Origin of the sequence: Limosilactobacillus coleohominis (assembly GCF_016901675.1) — a bacterium.
Lineage (GTDB): Bacteria > Bacillota > Bacilli > Lactobacillales > Lactobacillaceae > Limosilactobacillus > Limosilactobacillus intestinavium.
Window position 1 is genome coordinate 1 of the sequence record NZ_JACJKU010000229.1, and the last position, 219, is coordinate 219.

1 pseudogene is annotated in these 219 nt (G+C 38.4%); it reads left to right on the forward strand.

The features are described 5' to 3' along the window. Positions 1-219: pseudogene (locus tag H5975_RS08625) on the forward strand (IS30 family transposase); the annotation flags it as partial.

A 219-nucleotide genomic window follows, 5' to 3' on the forward strand; every position in this document is an offset into this window, starting at 1 on the left:
GAATTACATCGATTACCTGGATCTTATAATGCCCGAAGGGCAGAAAAACAGCATCGTGATCAAATCACTCAACGTGGAGCTAAGTCACACTTTACTTCAGGATTAAAGCGATATATTGAGGATAAGATACTAATTGAAAAATGGTCGGCAGAGCAAGTAGCACATACACTGCAGCTGAGCTTTAAAACCATCTATAACTGGATTGATCAAAACAAACTA